At 34.7% G+C, this 14950-nt stretch carries 15 protein-coding genes; 13 read left to right on the plus strand and 2 right to left on the minus strand.

The features are described from left to right. The first annotated feature begins 65 nt into the window (after positions 1–65). The 5 genes from AC1RPR_RS04580 to AC1RPR_RS04600 all read left to right on the plus strand — a co-directional run bounded on the left by AC1RPR_RS04580 (position 66) and on the right by AC1RPR_RS04600 (position 5467). Positions 66–332 carry a phosphocarrier protein HPr gene (locus tag AC1RPR_RS04580; protein WP_409022159.1) on the plus strand — a complete coding sequence of 89 codons (267 nt, stop codon included), beginning with the start codon at positions 66–68 and terminating at the stop codon, positions 330–332. Next, the gene (gene ptsP, locus AC1RPR_RS04585) at positions 332–2053 is read left to right on the plus strand and encodes a phosphoenolpyruvate--protein phosphotransferase (RefSeq protein WP_481761502.1); all 1722 of its coding nucleotides are present in this window, start codon (positions 332–334) and stop codon (positions 2051–2053) included. Before AC1RPR_RS04580 ends, ptsP begins: the two co-directional genes overlap by 1 nt. A gap of 148 nt (positions 2054–2201) precedes the next feature. Further along, positions 2202–3383 (plus strand): glycosyltransferase family 4 protein, encoded by a 1182-nt coding sequence (locus AC1RPR_RS04590; RefSeq protein WP_481761501.1) that lies wholly within the window; start codon positions 2202–2204, stop codon positions 3381–3383. A gap of 29 nt (positions 3384–3412) precedes the next feature. After that, positions 3413–4435, plus strand: a complete 1023-nt coding sequence (locus tag AC1RPR_RS04595) for a glycosyltransferase family 4 protein (protein ID WP_481761500.1) — start codon at positions 3413–3415, stop codon at positions 4433–4435. A gap of 3 nt (positions 4436–4438) precedes the next feature. Continuing rightward, on the plus strand, positions 4439–5467 hold the full coding sequence (locus AC1RPR_RS04600) for a lysylphosphatidylglycerol synthase transmembrane domain-containing protein (RefSeq protein ID WP_481761499.1): 1029 nt from the start codon (positions 4439–4441) through the stop codon (positions 5465–5467). A gap of 198 nt (positions 5468–5665) precedes the next feature. On the opposite strand, the gene trxA is transcribed toward AC1RPR_RS04600, so the two are convergent. Then, positions 5666–5977, minus strand: a complete 312-nt coding sequence (gene trxA / locus AC1RPR_RS04605) for a thioredoxin (RefSeq protein ID WP_481761498.1) — start codon at positions 5975–5977, stop codon at positions 5666–5668. Positions 5978–6079: 102 nt separating this feature from the next. Continuing rightward, positions 6080–7255: a pyridoxal phosphate-dependent aminotransferase gene (locus AC1RPR_RS04610; protein ID WP_481761497.1), complete on the minus strand. Its 1176-nt coding sequence runs from the start codon at positions 7253–7255 to the stop codon at positions 6080–6082. A gap of 134 nt (positions 7256–7389) precedes the next feature. Here AC1RPR_RS04610 and AC1RPR_RS04615 point away from each other — a divergent pair, with 134 nt between their 5' ends. From AC1RPR_RS04615 to phoU, 8 genes are all read left to right on the plus strand, one after another. Next, a complete protein-coding gene (locus AC1RPR_RS04615; protein WP_409022166.1) occupies positions 7390–7623 on the plus strand; it encodes a YkuJ family protein in 234 nt (77 codons plus the stop codon). A 74-nt stretch (positions 7624–7697) separates the two neighbouring features. Beyond that, positions 7698–9761: an LTA synthase family protein gene (locus AC1RPR_RS04620; RefSeq protein WP_481761496.1), complete on the plus strand. Its 2064-nt coding sequence runs from the start codon at positions 7698–7700 to the stop codon at positions 9759–9761. A gap of 141 nt (positions 9762–9902) precedes the next feature. Beyond that, positions 9903–10781 carry a phosphate ABC transporter substrate-binding protein PstS family protein gene (locus AC1RPR_RS04625; protein WP_481761495.1) on the plus strand — a complete coding sequence of 293 codons (879 nt, stop codon included), beginning with the start codon at positions 9903–9905 and terminating at the stop codon, positions 10779–10781. Between the two features lie 2 nt (positions 10782–10783). Further along, complete coding sequence (gene pstC, locus AC1RPR_RS04630) at positions 10784–11704, plus strand: phosphate ABC transporter permease subunit PstC (protein WP_409022169.1); 921 nt, start codon at positions 10784–10786, stop codon at positions 11702–11704. Continuing rightward, the gene (gene pstA / locus AC1RPR_RS04635) at positions 11704–12591 is read left to right on the plus strand and encodes a phosphate ABC transporter permease PstA (RefSeq protein ID WP_481761494.1); all 888 of its coding nucleotides are present in this window, start codon (positions 11704–11706) and stop codon (positions 12589–12591) included. The genes pstC and pstA overlap by 1 nt, the downstream gene beginning before the upstream one ends. 21 nt (positions 12592–12612) lie before the next feature. Then, entirely contained in the window at positions 12613–13416 is an 804-nt protein-coding gene (gene pstB / locus AC1RPR_RS04640; protein WP_481761493.1) for a phosphate ABC transporter ATP-binding protein PstB, read from the plus strand. Between the two features lie 14 nt (positions 13417–13430). Beyond that, on the plus strand, positions 13431–14186 hold the full coding sequence (gene pstB / locus AC1RPR_RS04645) for a phosphate ABC transporter ATP-binding protein PstB (protein WP_409022172.1): 756 nt from the start codon (positions 13431–13433) through the stop codon (positions 14184–14186). 17 nt (positions 14187–14203) lie between these two features. Beyond that, positions 14204–14890 (plus strand): phosphate signaling complex protein PhoU, encoded by a 687-nt coding sequence (phoU, locus tag AC1RPR_RS04650; protein ID WP_481761492.1) that lies wholly within the window; start codon positions 14204–14206, stop codon positions 14888–14890. Positions 14891–14950 lie beyond the last annotated feature (60 nt).

Raw genomic sequence — 14950 nt, forward strand, 5'->3', positions numbered from 1 at the left:
TTTGTTAGTGGGTTATGCATTTTTCTAAAATAAAAAAATATAGAACATCAAGGAGATAATTAATTATGGAAAAGAAAGACTTTCACGTAATCGCAGAAACAGGTATCCACGCGCGTCCAGCTACATTATTGGTACAAGCAGCAAGCAAATTTACTGCTGACGTTGCTTTGGTTTACGGAGAAAAATCAGTAAACTTGAAATCAATCATGGGCGTTATGTCATTAGGCGTTGGTCAAAATGCTGATGTAACAATCACTGCTGATGGCGCTGACGAAACAGATGCAATCGCAGCTATTACAGAAACAATGACGAAAGAAGGACTTGCTGAATAATGTCGAAAATGCTAAAAGGGATTGCTGCTAGTGATGGTATTGCCATTGCTAAAGCATATATGTTAGTTCAACCCGATTTGTCATTCTCGCAAGTAAGCATTGAAGATCCAGAGTCAGAAATCAAACGCCTTGATGCTGCTGTTGCAGCATCAAGTGAAGATTTGAAACTAATCAAACAAAAAGCTGCAGAAAACCTCGGCGCAGAAGAAGCCGAGGTTTTTGAAGCTCATTTGACAATCCTTTCAGATCCTGAACTTATGGGCAACATTGGCGATAAAATCAAAAATGATAAGGTCAACGCTGAAGCAGCATTGAAGGATGTCACAGATATGTTCATTTCAATGTTTGAAGATATGACTGATAATGCTTATATGCAAGAACGTGCAGGCGATATTCGTGATGTTACGAAACGTGTAATGAGTCATTTATTAGGAGTTACAATTCCTAATCCTGCTCTTATCGATCAAGAAGTTGTGGTCGTTGCACATGATTTAACACCATCGGATACAGCCCAATTAAATCGTAAATTTGTTAAAGGATTTATTACTGATGTTGGTGGACGTACTTCTCATTCTGCTATTATGTCTCGTACGCTTGAAATTCCTGCTGTTGTAGGCGCTGGTGATCCAACGACTGCAATCTCAGAAGGTGATATGGTTATTGTTGATGGTATCAATGGTGACGGAATTATCAATCCTACTGCTGAAGAAATTTCAACATATGAAGCAAAAGCAAAAGCTTTTTCTGATCAAAAAGCTGAATGGGAAGAACTAAAAGACGCTAAAACAGTTACTGCTGATGGCGTACATTTTGATTTAGCTGCTAATATCGGTACACCTAAGGATGTTGAGGGTGCAGTAGATAATGGTGCTGAAGCAGTTGGTTTATTCCGTTCAGAATTCTTATACATGGATGCTAGTGAATTACCTTCAGAAGATGATCAATTTAAAGCTTATAAAGCTGCAGTTGAAGGTATGAATGGTAAACAAGTAGTTGTAAGAACAATGGATATTGGAGGCGATAAGGAATTACCTTACTTGCCATTACCAGAGGAAATGAATCCGTTCTTAGGATATCGCGCAATCCGTATTAGTTTGGATCGTCAAGATATTTTCAGAACACAACTTCGTGCTCTACTTAGAGCTTCTCATTATGGACAATTAGCAATTATGTTCCCTATGATTGCAACTGTTGATGAATTTAAATCAGCAAAAGCTATCTATACTGAAGAACGTACTAAGTTAATTGACGCTGGTGTACCAGTAGCAGATAAACTTGAAGTCGGTATGATGATGGAAATTCCTGCTGCTGTTATGAACGGTGATCATTTGGCTAAGTATGCTGATTTCTTTAGTATTGGTACAAATGATTTAATTCAATATTCAATGGCTGCTGATCGAGGTAATGAACAAGTGTCATACCTTTACCAACCTTATAACCCATCAATTTTACGTTTGATTAAAATGGTAATTGATTCGGCTCATAAAGAAGGTAAGTGGGCAGGTATGTGTGGCGAAATGGCCGGCGATCAAATTGCCGTACCTATTTTAGCTGGAATGGGACTTGATGAATTCTCAATGAGTGCTTCGTCAATTCTTAAAACACGTAGTTTAATGAAAAAATTAGATACAACAAAAATGAAGGAATTAGCTGATAAAGCTGTTTCTGACTGTGAAACTAATGAAGAAGTTATTGCATTAGTTGAATCTTACATGAAATAAATTAAACACAAAAAAACTGGTAATTTCGATTATCAGTTTTTTTGTGTTTAATTGGGAATAGATGAGAATAGTCTACTTTTATTGCATAACGGGTGAGAAACCAATATAATTAAAACTATTATATTAGAATAGACAAGGGGACCTTATCGTGAATATTGGAATTTTTACAGATACATATTTTCCACAAGTGAGCGGTGTGGCGACTTCAATAAAAACACTAAGAAACGAGCTCGAAAAAGAGGGACATACCGTCTATATCTTTACGACGACTGACCCACATGTTGATAAGACAGTATATGAACGTAATATTTTTAGATTCTCTAGTATTCCATTTGTTTCTTTTACAGATAGAAGAATTGCTGTTAGAGGCTTATTTCAAGCTTACCAAGTGGCAAAAGAACTAAATTTAGACGTTATTCATACACAGACTGAATTTTCTATGGGCTGGATTGGTAAATTTGTTGCAAGAAATTTAAAAGTTCCTTGTTTACATACCTATCATACAATGTATGAAGATTATTTACATTACATTGCCAATGGTAAGTTATTGAAACCATACCATGTTAAGCAAATGACAAAAACATTTGCATTCCATATGAGCGGGATTATCGCACCAAGTACACGCGTTCAGACGTTGCTACAGAAGTATGGTGTGAAATCAGAAATACGAGTTATCCCTACAGGGGTAGACATTTCTCAATTTGAACAAATTGAAACAGAAGATTATCGTTCTAAATTAGACATTTCTGAAGATCAACCAGTCATGCTTGCGTTAAGTCGATTGGCATTTGAAAAGAATACACAAGAAATTATTGATGGTATGCCAGCGATAATTAAAAAAGTACCGAATGTTTTACTCTTGATTGTAGGGGATGGTCCGGCACGTGAAACCCTTGAAGAGCAAACAGAAAGTTTAAATTTAAAGGACAACGTCAGATTTATTGGTGAAGTTGATAATGATGAGGTATTCCATTTTTATCAGTTAGCAGATTTATTTGTGTCTGCATCAGTAACAGAATCTCAAGGATTGACGTTTATCGAAGCTTTAGCTGCTGGAACACCGGTTATTGCTAAAACGGGTAAATATACTGACGAGTTAATGGAAAAACCAGAAGTTGGTAAAACTTTTTCATCTGAAACTGAAATGGTGACTGATATTATTGATTACTTAAATAGATGTCATGAAGAAGTTGATCCAGAGCCAAGATTAGAAAAGTTAAAAGAAATTTCAGCGGCAACATTTGGATCAAAAGTTGCTGAATTTTACCAAGATGCTCAAATTCATTATGTTGAAATAGAAGAAGAGGATGACGAAATCAGTCATCTATAAACGAATTTATTTTCAAAGGAGTTTCAACCATGCTATTAATTAACATGTTTTCTGCGGCCAATTCGGTTAAAGGACAAGGGGTCGGTAGCGCATATACCGAAATGATGAAGTTGCTCAAAGAACGCTTTCCAACTGAATTCAAAATTAGTGTGAATAAATATAGTCGCTCAGATATTAGTCATTACCATACCATCAATTTTCCTTATTACCTTTCGACTTTTATGCCAGGTAGAGGTAAAAAAATTGGCTATGTCCATTTTTTACCAGAAACACTTGAGGGAAGTGTTAAAATTCCACAACCTTTTAAAGCCATTTTTTATTGGTATGTAATTGCTTTTTATAAACGAATGGATCATATTGTCGTGGTTAATCCAAGTTTTATTCCAAAACTTGAAGCGTTTAAGATTCCAAAAGAACGCGTCACGTATATTCCTAATTTTGTTTCAAAAAAAGTTTTTTATGAAAAAACCGTGGAAGAAAAACAAGCTTTTAGAGATGCGTTAGGTATTCCAGCCGATAAATTTGTTGTTTTTGGTGATGGTCAAGTTCAAGAAAGAAAAGGTGTGCCCGATTTTATTAAGTTAGCTAAGCAAAATCCTGATATCCAATTTATTTGGGCCGGTGGCTTTTCATTTGGTAAGTTAACTGACGGTTATGCTGAATTAAAAAAAGTAGTTGATAATCCGCCTAGTAATTTAACGTTTACTGGGATTATTGATCGAGAAGCTCTAGTAAATTATTACAATATTGCTAACCTTTTCTTACTGCCATCTTTCAATGAATTGTTTCCAATGTCAGTATTAGAAGCATTTAGTTGTGGGACACCTGTATTATTGCGCGATTTAGATCTTTATAAAGCGGTTATTGAGGGCTATTATGATGCCGCGACAGATGTTAATGGTATGCAAATTAAATTGAGAAAATTAAAAGAAGATCCCAATGCGTTATCAGTTTTGCATGACAAAGCAGATCAGGCATCAGCATACTATTCTGAGGATAGATTGGCTGAAATTTGGCATCAATTTTACTTGGACCAGAGCAAAGAGGGCTAAAAGATGACTCGAAAAAACATAGGTTTATTGACGTTAATGGTTATAATTGGGATGGGGATATTCGCTTATTCTTTAAAAAATGTATCAATTCAGTCGCTCGTTAAAGCTTTAGTTAATATTAATATATGGTGGTTATTAGTAGCAGTATTTTGTATCTGTATGTACTTTGTCATTGAAGCATTTGTTGTTCAACGGTTCATGATAGGGCAACATAAAAAATTTACATTTAAGAATGCAATTCGTATTCCACTGATTGAACAATTATTTAATGGAATCACACCTTTTTCAACAGGTGGACAACCTGCACAATTGTTTGCGATGGCTCAGTCAGGTGTGGACGCTGGTCGTGCAAGTTCCATTTTATTAATGAAATTTGTCGTTTACCAGGCAATGATTGTTATTAATTTTATTGTTTGTTTACTAATTGGGTTTCAATACATTCAAGATAAAGTTAATTATCTAATGGTATTCGTGATTTTTGGATTTGTGATTCATTTAGCTGTGATTACTGCTTTGTTAATGATCATGTATTGGTATGGATTCACTAAAAAATTAGTGTATGTTTGTATGCTAGTTGTTAAGTTATTCGTTAAAGGGGATCGTTTTGATCGCTGGAATACAAGTATTTATTCAAAAATTGAAAACTTCCATAAAGAGAGTTTACGTATGAAGAATGAAAAGAAAATGATTTTTCACGTTTTTGTATTAACATTCTTCCAACTCGCGTTTTACTATTTAATTCCATACTTTATTATGTTGTCATTGGGATACACATCAGTGAATGTGATTATGATTACAGCACTTCATGTGCTTATTGTCATGGTAATTTCACTTTTCCCAATTCCGGGGGGAACTGGTGGTGCAGAATATAGCTTCGCGATTGTCTTTTCTAGTTTCATGACCAGTCACAGTAAATTGATTTTAGCCATGTTGTTATGGCGTATTTTAACTTACTATGTTGGACTATTTGCGGGAATGTTTGCTTTAGTTGTTAAACCAGATAAGGTAGAAGAAGTTGGAATTGAAGATTAAATAAATGAAATATGATAGTAACCATTGCTGATGATAGATTTTCTATTATTGGCAATGGTTTTTTTTGTGTTTTATAAGGAGAAGAACGTGTTTCTTTAAGCAATACTAAAATCGCTAATCAGTTTATTACTATTCAAAATAACGACAAAAAAGCACTGTCAAATGACAATGCTTTTATTAGTTAGCTTTTCAAAATCGTTAAATATATTGTGATAAAGCGTCTTTAACTTGCTCTTTTGAATGATAACCGACGAGTGTATCAACAACTTCGCCATCTTTTTTAATCATTAATGTGGGAATTCCCATGATACCAAAATCGTCAGCTGTTTTAGGATTTTGGTCAACATCCATTTTAGCAAATTTAACCTTGTCACCTATTTCTTGTTCTAATTCCTCAATTGCTGGTGATTGCATTTTGCAAGGGCCACACCATGTTGCCCAAAAATCCGTCAATGTTATACCTGAATCTGTAACTGTTTTGAAATTTTCATCTGTAATTGCTTGTACCATTTGAATTCCTCCTTTATTTATTTGAATATAATATCAGAGGAAATATAATTAGCCTAAATATATGCTTACAAAAAGTAAGTATAAAGAAATAACGCCGTATTTTTATTTATTTTGTGTCATGTAGTCATTCAAACGTTCCATCCCAAGCACTAAATTCTCCATACTAGAAGCGTAACTTAAGCGAACGTAACCTTGACCAGAATCACCAAAAGCAGTTCCTGGAATTAAGGCAAGTTTATTATTAAAAGCTAGTTCTTTACAGAATGCCATAGAATCTTGGTTATATCCTGCAGGAATTTTTGCGAAAATATAAAAAGCGCCACTAGGTTGTGCCATTTCAAAATGCATTTTTTTCATTTCAGCCATAACGAAATCACGGCGTTTTTTATATTCAACATTCATTATGCGACCATCGTCTTTACCGTCACGTAAGGCAGCAATTCCAGCACGTTGAGAAACACTTGTTGCAGAGGTTACTAAGTATTGATGAACTTTTTTTAATTCATCAGTCATCGCTTTGGGAGCAAGCAAGAATCCAATGCGCCAGCCAGTCATGGCATGCGATTTTGATAAACCATTAATTAGGACAGTTTGGTCACGGATATATTTTGCAATTGAGACATGTTCATGATCATAAGTTAATTCACTATAAATTTCATCACTAATTGCCCATAATTTTTGCTTTCTAATTTCATCAGTTATCGCAATAACTTCATCTTCGGTCCAAGAAATACCAGTTGGATTACTTGGATTAATTAGGATAATACCTTTAATATTTTCATTTGGATTATCTTTAACAGCTTGATTAATCATCTCAGGTGTTAATCTAAAGTTATTATCACGTGTGTTGATAAAAATTGGTTTAACCCGATTTAAAGTAATCAGTGGCATATAGCCAGGGTAGAGTGGCGTTGGGACAAGAACGGCATCGCCGGGGTTGAAGATAGTCTGTAAGGCAGTTGCGATGGCTTCAGTTGCACCAACTGTAACTAGAATTTCAGATTGTGCATCATAAGTAACGTCATATTTTTCATTAAAAAATTCACTGGCAGCTTCACGTAACTCAATATCACCAGCCATACCCATATAATGTGAGTAATTTTCATGAATGGCTTCGATGGCAGCTGCTTTAACATGATCGGGTGTATTAAAATCTGGTTCACCCATTGTTAATTTAATCATATCAGGAATTTGGCTCACTTCATCATCAAATTGACGAATATCTGAGACCTCTATTTTAAATACTTGATCGTTCAAATCTTTTCTAAATAAGCTCATTTTTATGCCTCCAAGTCTAATAACTAACAGTTTAGCATAAAAACAAGTTAAGAAACGATTATAATCTGCTTAATCAGGTGTAAATGTATAGAAAATTTGGTATTATTAACTATGATATTGAAAGGGGAACAACTATGAAAAATTCTCAGTTAGTAGCAATCATTAGTCGCTTAGAGGCTATGCAAAAAGAAGATAACGGCGAAATCCAAACAAGACACTTCGAACGTGAAGGTGTTGAAAAGGGAATCGTTGAATATGATCCAGATATGAAAGCATATACGTTAGAAGATTTAAGTAACCATACTAAATTTCCTTTCGATGATATTGATTTAATTGCAATGGAAGTTTACGACTTACTATTTAGTTAATCAATAACTGAAACATAGATTGAAAGACATTTTCGTGTTCTCGAAAACTGATCTTAAAAAATGGAGGCACTAAGATGCGGTCAACTTTAAAATATGTTCAGGATAAATTGAGCTCAAGATGGGGATTCCTCCTCTTGACGCTCGTTTTATTTTGGGCCAAAACAGTTGTTGCTTATGAAACCAAATTTACATTAGGTGCAACAGGTAGCATGCAACAATTTTTACTTTATATTAATCCAATACCAACAGCGTTATTATTATTTGGAATTGCAATCTACTTTAAGGGTAAAAAATCATATTGGATTTTGCTGATTGTTGATTTTATTCAAACATCATGGCTTTTTGCAAATATGGTTTATTATCGTGAGTTTTCAGATTTTCTTTCACTAGGAATTATCAAAAATTCAGGTTCAGTAGCTAATAATCTAGACAAGGGAATTGCCGGTATTTTACGACCAACTGATTTCTTTGTTTATATCGATATTATTATTTTAATTTTGATTCTTGTCTTTAAATTAGTCAAAATTGACTATAACCCAATTAAAAAGCGTTATGCTTTTATCCTGACTATTGCATCTGTACTTTTAGCTTTAGGGAACTTAGGTTTAGCTGAAAAGGATCGTTCTCAATTATTGACAAGAACTTTTGATAATAACTATATTGTTAAATATTTAGGCTTGAATTTCTATGCGGGATATAATGTTTATCAAACGCAAAAAGAAAGTGCGACACGTAAAAATGCCACTGCTAAAGATATGGATAAAGTTCTAAAGTATTTGGATAAAAATCGTTCTAATTCAAATATAAAGTATTATGGAAAAGCGAAGGGTAAAAATGTTTTTGTGATTCATCTAGAAAGTTTCCAACAGTTCATGATCGATTATAAATGGGATGGGCAACAAGTTACGCCTAACATTAATAAATATTATCATGATCAAAATACATTATCATTTGATAATTTCTTTAATCAAGTTGGACAAGGTAAAACGTCTGATGCTGAAATGATGTTGGAAGCATCCCTTTATGGGTTACCATCTGGTTCAGCGATGACGACTTATGGCACACAAAATACATTCCAAGCAGCACCCGCTATTCTTGATCAAAAAGGCTACTCTACAGCAGCTTTCCATGGTGACGTGGGTAGTTTCTGGAATCGTAATAATACTTATAAATCATTTGGTTACCAGTATTTCTTCAGTGAACCTTATTATGATGTCAAAGCTAACTATAAAGTTGGTTATGGGATGAAAGATAAGATTTTCTTGAAGCAATCGGTTAAGTATATTGAACAATTACCCCAACCTTTTTATGCTAAACTCATCACACTAACTAACCATTATCCATATGATTTAGATAGTGCGAATACGTCAATCAAAAAGACGGATACAGACGATAGTACGGTTGATGGTTATGTTCAAACATCTAAATATCTTGATCAATCATTCGGAGAATTCGTTAGTTACTTGAAGAAGAGTGGCTTGTATAAGGACAGTATGATTGTGATGTATGGTGATCACTATGGTATCTCTAATAATCATCCGAAAGCTATTGCACAGCTTTTAGGTAAAGACAAAGTAACAAGTTATGATTTAACGATGTTCCAAAAGGTACCATTTATGATTCATATGAATGGCCTTAAGGGCGGTATTAATCATACTTATGGTGGTGAAATTGATGTGCTACCAACTTTACTTGATCTATTAGGCGTTAAGAATACCGATACGGTTCAATTTGGTAATGATTTATTATCGAAAAATCGTAACCAAACGGTTGCCTTTAGAAATGGTGATTTCGTTTCACCAACCTTTACAAAAGTTGGAAATACCACGTATAACACTAAGACTGGTAAAGAAATCGAAAAACTAACGGCAGCACAACAAAAAGTTTATAACAAAGAATTAAAACATGTTACAACGTCATTATCATTATCAGATGAAGTTATTACGGGTGATCTATTAAGATTCTACGCACCAAGTAATTTCACTAAAGTAAATAAATCTGACTATAATTACAAGAAAAGTGACGCTCTTGAAACTTTGAAAAAAGCACAAGAGAAAGAAAAAACCAGTTTAATTGAACAACACGGTGGGGTATCTACCGAAAGTTTATTCAAAACTGATGCTCCAGAATTAAAATAACGATTGAAGTCATAACGTCATGTTATGGCTTTTTTTGTTGTAACCTTTACACAATCTTTACAATACCCCCACAGGACCTTTACATTAAAAATATAAACTTAATGTATAAGTTAAATATCGATATTTATGGAGGAAGTTACTATGAAAAAGGGATCTTTAGTAATGATTGGTGGAATTTTATCCATCATGTTATTAACTTTAACGGGATGTGAGACACAATCAAATTCAGGAAAATCGATTACAATTGTTGGATCTACAGCTTTACAACCTTTAGTTGAGGCAGCTGGTGAAGAATACGGGACTGAAAATGTTGGCGTCTTTGTTAATGTTCAAGGTGGCGGATCCGGAACAGGATTGAGTCAAGTTCAAGAAAAAGCCGTTAGCATTGGTAACTCAGATGTTTTTGCTGAAGAAAAATCAGGCATTAAGGCAAGTAAACTTGTAGACCATCAAGTTGCCGTTGTTGGAATTACGCCAGTTGTGAATAATGGTGTGGGCGTTAAAAACGTCTCAAAAAAACAACTTATAGATATTTTTACTGGTAAATTAACAAATTGGAAGCAACTAGGTGGCAATGATTTACCAATTGTCCTTTTAAATCGTGCATCTGGTTCGGGAACACGATTAACATTTGAAAAATGGGGATTAGAAGGTAAGCAAAGTAAAGATGCACAGGAACAAGATTCAACGGGAATGGTTCGACAAATTGTCGGATCGACACCTGGTGCAATAAGTTATATGGCTTTCTCATACGTTGATAAAACGGTCGATGTACTTTCTGTTGATAAAGTTAAACCAACTGAAAGTAATGTTGCCTCAAATAAATGGAAAATCTGGTCATACGAACATATGTATACGAATGGTGAACCCACGGGATTAACAAAACAATTTTTAACTTATATGATGTCAAATAAAATTCAAAAACAGGTTGTTAGTAAATTAGGTTATATTCCAACAACACAGATGCAAGTGAGTCGTTCGGTTGAAGGTAAAATAACACCAATTAAGAAGGGGATGTAGTTATGGATCCGATTCGTGAAAGTTTACTCAAAAAATCAAAAGCATCTAAACTAGAGATGCGCGGTAAAATAATTACTTATTTCTGTATTGGACTAATCGTCGCTATTGTTCTTGCTATCTTTTATTTCGTTGCTTCAAAAGGATTAGCAACGTTCTTTACTGATAAAGTATCAATTAAAGATTTTTTATTAGGAAAGAGTTGGAACCCTGGAACGCTTGATAAAGCAGGTAAGCCAGAAGTTGGGGCTTTACCAATGATTTCTGGATCATTCTTTGTCACTTTTTTATCAGCATTAATTGCAACACCTTTCGCTATTGGAACAGCTATTTTCATGGTTGAAATTTCACCAAATACGGGTAGCCGAATTTTACAACCGGTAACTGAATTATTAGTTGGTATTCCTTCAGTTGTTTATGGATTTATTGGTCTTTCAGTTGTGGTCCCATTTGTTCGAAGTATTTTTGGTGGAACAGGGTTTGGTATTTTATCTGGGACATTTGTGTTATTTGTTATGATTCTACCAACCGTTACGTCAATGACTGTTGATACTTTAAAATCTGTCCCACGTTATTACCGGGAAGCCTCACTGGCCTTAGGTGCAACACGTTGGCAAACAATTTATAAAGTTATTCTAAGAGCAGCAACACCAGGTATCATGACAGCGGTTGTTTTTGGTATGGCACGAGCTTTTGGTGAAGCCTTAGCCGTTCAAATGGTTATTGGTAATGCATCATTGATGCCATCAAGTTTAATTACACCATCATCAACTTTAACAAGTATTTTGACGATGGGAATTGGAAATACTGTCATGGGCTCATTAGAAAATAATGCGCTATGGTCACTTGCTTTAATTCTATTATTAATGTCATTATTCTTTAACATGGTTGTTAGAGTAATTGGTAAGAGAGGGGCGCTTAAATAATGAATCCTAAAAAAGTAGATAAAATCGCAACAAGTATTTTATATGGTATTGCCGGATTCGTCGTTCTTGTTTTAGCGGCCTTACTTGGCTATATATTGGTTAGAGGTGTGCCACATATCAGCTGGCATTTCTTAACATCACCCGCAAAATCATTTTCAAGTGGTGGTGGAGTAGGAATCCAATTGTTTAATTCCTTCTATCTATTATTATTAACATTATTGATTTCTTTCCCTATTTCATTGGGAGCGGGTATTTGGTTATCAGAATACGCTAAAAATAATTGGGTGACGACGGTTATTAGAACGTCTGTTGAAATTTTAAGTTCATTACCTTCAGTTGTTGTTGGGCTTTTTGGGTTTTTGATTTTCGTTGTCCAATATAATTTCGGTTTTTCAATTTTATCAGGTGCATTAGCCTTAACGTTCTTCAATTTACCTTTATTAACAAGATCAATCGAAGAGTCATTACGTTCTATCCCATATTCACAACGTGAGGCTGGCTTTTCGTTAGGATTATCGCGTTGGGAAACCGTTACGAGAGTTATTGTTCCAGATGCAGTACCTGGTATTTTAACGGGTGTTATATTGAGTGCCGGCCGTATCTTTGGTGAAGCAGCTGCGTTAATTTATACTGCTGGTCAAAGTGCGCCAGCACTAGATTTTACAAACTGGAATCCAGCTAATATTGCGAGTCCGTTAAATCCAATGCGTCCAGCTGAAACATTAGCTGTTCATATCTGGAAAATTAATTCAGAAGGTATTATGCCTGATGCATCAGCTGTTTCTGCAGGCGCATCAGCCGTCTTAATTATCGCAGTGCTTTTATTTAATTTCTTAGCTCGATTCGGTGGTAAAGCACTTTATCGTAAAATTACATCAAGTAAATAGATCATTAGGGGGTCAAAGAATATGGTAGAAAATAAAACTGAAAAATCTAGAATTATGACCTTCAATGAAGATAAACATGAGATAGCTTTAGAAACCAAAGATTTACATGTTCATTATGGTTCTAATGAAGCAATTCGAGATGTTAGTTTACAATTTGAACGGTTTAAAATTACAGCTTTAATTGGGGCATCTGGTTCTGGTAAATCAACTTATCTTAGATCGTTGAATCGTATGAATGATGGGATTGCTGATGTAACAGGACAAATTATTTACCGTGATTTAGATATAAATAAAGATAATGTTGATATTTATGAAATGAGAAAACATATTGGAATGGTATTTCAACGACCTAATCCATTTTCAAAATCAATTTATGAAAATATAACGTTTGCTTTGAAACGTCATGGGATGAAAGATAAGCAGTTACTTGAAGAACGCGTTGAAAAATCACTTAAACAAGCTGCACTTTGGGATCAAGTTAAAGATGATTTGAATGTGAGTGCGTTATCATTGTCTGGTGGACAACAACAACGTTTATGTATCGCTAGAGCGATTGCTATGGAACCTGACATCTTATTGTTAGATGAACCAGCTAGTGCGTTAGATCCAATTTCAAGTCGAATTGTTGAAGAATCACTTTTAGAACTGAAAGAAAAGTACACGATTGTCATTGTGACACACAATATGCAACAGGCTTCACGTATTTCAGATTACACAGCATTTTTCCATTCAGGAAATGCGGTAGAATATGATAAAACAACAACTATTTTTACGCGACCAACAATTAAACTAACGGATGATTATGTTTCAGGAAACTTCGGTTAAGGGGGAAAGGCCAAATGACTAAAATAATTGAAACAAATGATGTTCATTTGTATTATGGTAAGAAAGAAGCCCTCAAAGGAATTAATCTTGATTTCAATGAAAAAGGGATTACCGCTTTAATCGGTCCATCTGGTTGTGGTAAATCAACATATTTAAGAACGTTAAATCGCATGAATGATTTAATTCCAGGTGTAACCATTACAGGTACAGTTAAATTAAAAAATGAAGATATTTACGGTCCTAAAATGGATACCGTAAGATTACGCAAAAATGTTGGGATGGTTTTCCAACAACCTAATCCATTTCCATTTTCAATTTACGAAAATGTTGTATATGGTTTGCGATTAGCTGGCGTTAAAGATAAAGCAATCCTTGATGAAGCTGTTGAAAAAAGCTTGAAACAGGCTGCTGTCTGGGATGATGTAAAGGATGATTTGGGTAAAAATGCGCTTGCGTTATCTGGCGGACAGCAACAACGTGTCTGTATCGCTCGAGTCTTAGCGGTTGAACCTGAGGTCATTTTACTGGATGAACCAACAAGTGCTCTGGATCCTGGTTCAAGTAGTAAAATTGAAAATATGTTGCTAGAATTGCGTGAAAAATATACTATTATAATAGTGACTCACAATTTACAACAAGCTTCTCGAATTTCAGATCGAACTGCCTTCTTTTTAGAAGGTAATTTAATTGAAGTTGCACCAACTAAAAAATTATTTACGCAGCCTGTACAAAAAGAAACGGATGACTACATTAGTGGTCGATTCGGTTAAGAAAGGGAGACAAAATAATGCGATTACTTTTTGATGAAGAACAAGAAAAGCTACACATTAGATTTAGCGAAATGGGTATGATGGTTAGTGAAGCCATTCATAAATCTGTCCGTGCTTTCATTAATCATGATAAAGAGTTGGCCCATGAAGTTATCGTTGGCGATTACAAAATTAATGAACGCGAAATGAAGTTAGAAAAACAAACGTTAGAAATGATTGCATTGTATCAACCTGTTACAAGTGATTTAAGAGATATTGTGACTGTTTTAAAAGCTATTTCTGATTTAGAACGAATGGGAGATCACGCTGTAAGTATTGCGAGATCAACGATTCGTGTTAAAGGCAATCCTAGGGTAACGGAGATTGAAGATGAGATCGGAATTATGGGCGACCACGCACGTAAGATGGTTGAAGAAGTCCTCACAGCTTATATTAGAAAAGATGCCGAAAAAGCTCGTAAAGTTGCTAATTTAGATCTTGAAGTTGATGAATATTTCACGACAATATATGACCAGTGTATCCATGAAATGAAAACGAATCCCGAAACAGTTGTGGGAAGTGCTGACTATTTGATGGTTGCCACTTATCTAGAACGAATTGGCGATTATGTTACAAATGTGTGTGAATGGGTTGTTTATTTAAAAAATGGCCGAATCACTGAATTGAATCCTGGTAAATCAGAGTTAGAAAAAGAAAATGAATAAGGCACTACTCATTTAATAACTAACAATTTCGCGATTGTTAGTTATTTTTAATTTAAACGT

The sequence above is a fragment of the Dellaglioa sp. CoH-57-MRSF-22 genome (assembly GCF_056781895.1).

Coding starts and splice junctions, on each gene's coding strand:
- AC1RPR_RS04580 (WP_409022159.1), top strand. CDS start 66: ATGGAAAAGAAAGACTTTCACGTAATCGCAGAAACAGGTATCCACGCG.
- ptsP (WP_481761502.1), top strand. CDS start 332: ATGTCGAAAATGCTAAAAGGGATTGCTGCTAGTGATGGTATTGCCATT.
- AC1RPR_RS04595 (WP_481761500.1), top strand. CDS start 3,413: ATGCTATTAATTAACATGTTTTCTGCGGCCAATTCGGTTAAAGGACAA.
- AC1RPR_RS04600 (WP_481761499.1), top strand. CDS start 4,439: ATGACTCGAAAAAACATAGGTTTATTGACGTTAATGGTTATAATTGGG.
- trxA (WP_481761498.1), bottom strand. CDS start 5,977: ATGGTACAAGCAATTACAGATGAAAATTTCAAAACAGTTACAGATTCA.
- AC1RPR_RS04610 (WP_481761497.1), bottom strand. CDS start 7,255: ATGAGCTTATTTAGAAAAGATTTGAACGATCAAGTATTTAAAATAGAG.
- AC1RPR_RS04615 (WP_409022166.1), top strand. CDS start 7,390: ATGAAAAATTCTCAGTTAGTAGCAATCATTAGTCGCTTAGAGGCTATG.
- AC1RPR_RS04620 (WP_481761496.1), top strand. CDS start 7,698: ATGCGGTCAACTTTAAAATATGTTCAGGATAAATTGAGCTCAAGATGG.
- AC1RPR_RS04625 (WP_481761495.1), top strand. CDS start 9,903: ATGAAAAAGGGATCTTTAGTAATGATTGGTGGAATTTTATCCATCATG.
- pstC (WP_409022169.1), top strand. CDS start 10,784: ATGGATCCGATTCGTGAAAGTTTACTCAAAAAATCAAAAGCATCTAAA.
- pstA (WP_481761494.1), top strand. CDS start 11,704: ATGAATCCTAAAAAAGTAGATAAAATCGCAACAAGTATTTTATATGGT.
- pstB (WP_481761493.1), top strand. CDS start 12,613: ATGGTAGAAAATAAAACTGAAAAATCTAGAATTATGACCTTCAATGAA.
- pstB (WP_409022172.1), top strand. CDS start 13,431: ATGACTAAAATAATTGAAACAAATGATGTTCATTTGTATTATGGTAAG.
- phoU (WP_481761492.1), top strand. CDS start 14,204: ATGCGATTACTTTTTGATGAAGAACAAGAAAAGCTACACATTAGATTT.